1 protein-coding gene is annotated in these 1,867 nt (G+C 39.0%); it reads left to right on the top strand.

Annotated elements, in window-relative coordinates; genetic code table 11:
* Positions 1-266 precede the first annotated feature (266 nt).
* On the top strand, positions 267-1,586 hold the full coding sequence (locus P7D84_RS13640; protein ID WP_002338419.1) for an IS1380-like element ISSsu5 family transposase: 1,320 nt from the start codon (positions 267-269) through the stop codon (positions 1,584-1,586).
* Positions 1,587-1,867 lie beyond the last annotated feature (281 nt).

Below are 1,867 nucleotides of genomic sequence, written 5' to 3'. Positions count from 1 at the left end.
GACAGCAGTTTTGTAGCTTATATTGGCTCAAACATATAATAAACCGAAAGAAAATCTTGAATCAAAATTTTGGATGGCGTTAATTTACAATACAACGAAAGATGTTTACCCTGAATAATTCATACTTTTTAATTGAAACCGTCTGAAACTGCCTAACGGCAGTCTGATAATTACTTTTTTAGTTTCACCCCTTAAGTGATGAAAAAAGAACCCCATTCTGCTATGGTAAAGGTGACGAAACCAACCATAAGAAAGGAGTTCTTCTCATGACTAGCTTACACAAAAATCAAGTTAAATTCAATTCAAATATCACTATTTCACATACCGGTGGTCGTCTATCAAGTGATTCGGGGTTAGTCCTGGTTAAAGAATTAATGAATACCTTCGGCTTTTCGCACTTAGCTAAACAATGGCTCCATATTACAGATCATCGGGCTTATTTTACCCATGATAACTTAGCGATATTGGAACAGCTTATTATGCAATTAATTGCTGGTTACTCGGCAGACTCATCAGCTAATCTATTAAGACGGGATCCTGTCTTTCAAGCTGTACTCGGTAAAAAACAGTTGGCATCACAATCCTCAATCTCACGGTTTCTGGATCGTTTCACCGAGGAGAACATCGATCAACTCCAAGCATTAAATCAGTCATTGATTGATAAAGCACGTTTAATTCGCAATGACACCGAGTTAATCATTGATGTCGATTCCACACATTCGGATACCTTTGGACGCCAAGAACAAACAGATTATAATGCCCATTATCAAACCTACGGCTATCACCCATTAGTTGCCTTTGATGGACTGACCGGAGATTTCTTAAAAGCTGAACTGCGTTCAGGCAATCAGTACACATCTAAAGGGGTAAAAGCCTTTATCAACCCGCTTTTACACCACTACAAGAGCACGTTACCTCATACCGAGATATTGGTTCGGGGTGACAGCGGCTTCGCCACACCAGAGGTGTATGAGTCTTGTGAAGCAACTGAAAGCCAGTACGTTATCCGATTAAAGAGCAATCGGAGGTTAAGTCAGTTAGCTGAACATTCTGTTCTTTACGGGGACAATCAAGAATGGGAAGAGCGAGAAGTGCAGTATTTTTCACTACCTTATCAAGCACAATCCTGGTCGAAACCTCGTCGTGTCTGTATACGCTCCGTCCGTGAAGGAGGAGAATTGCTATTTCATCATGCGTTTATTGTGACTAATCTATCCGACAATGTCTCGCCTGAAGTCATATTTTCTCTTTACGGCAAGCGAGGAACAATGGAAAATTTCATCAAAGAAGCGAAAGGTGGCTTTTACTTCGATAAAACAGATAGCCCGCGTTTCTTAGAAAATCATGTCAGAATGATGATCAGTGTCCTTGCATACAACCTCGTTAATTTTTTAAAAAGCATTGGTTTTGATAAAGTGAACCAGGGCATGACGATTCATTCCATCCGGCTGATATTGCTTAAAGTAGCCGGTAAACTTGTTCAGACTGGGAGACAGGTCTATCTCAAACTGTCAAGTTATCATGTGTATCAAACTGAATTTTATAAGGTTTTTGAACGCCTGCGGCGATCCAAACAATGGATTTAGACTAGTTATCACACAAATTTTTTAACCGATTCTTTTTCAAGGGATTCGTCTGCCCTTAAATAGACAAATAATTTTTATTATGATCTTCTTCCGTAGGCATCCTGTTCGAAAACACATTATTTTGGAAGAAAGTATCTGCCTAATTTAAAAATTGGCAATTTGTTCAAAAAAACAGGTTAAATTTAGAGCTATGAATTATTCAGGTTTTTTCGAGGTGGAAGCTAGTATAAAAGTAAACCAAGGGTCGTTTAAGGGCGTTCTAAGCCCCACACAGCGTTTTA

The sequence above is a fragment of the Enterococcus dongliensis genome (assembly GCF_031927985.1).
Taxonomy (GTDB): Bacteria; Bacillota; Bacilli; order Lactobacillales; family Enterococcaceae; genus Enterococcus_A; species Enterococcus_A dongliensis.
The sequence above is the reverse complement of the archived record's forward strand: the minus strand, read 5'-3'. Positions and strand labels throughout refer to the sequence as shown.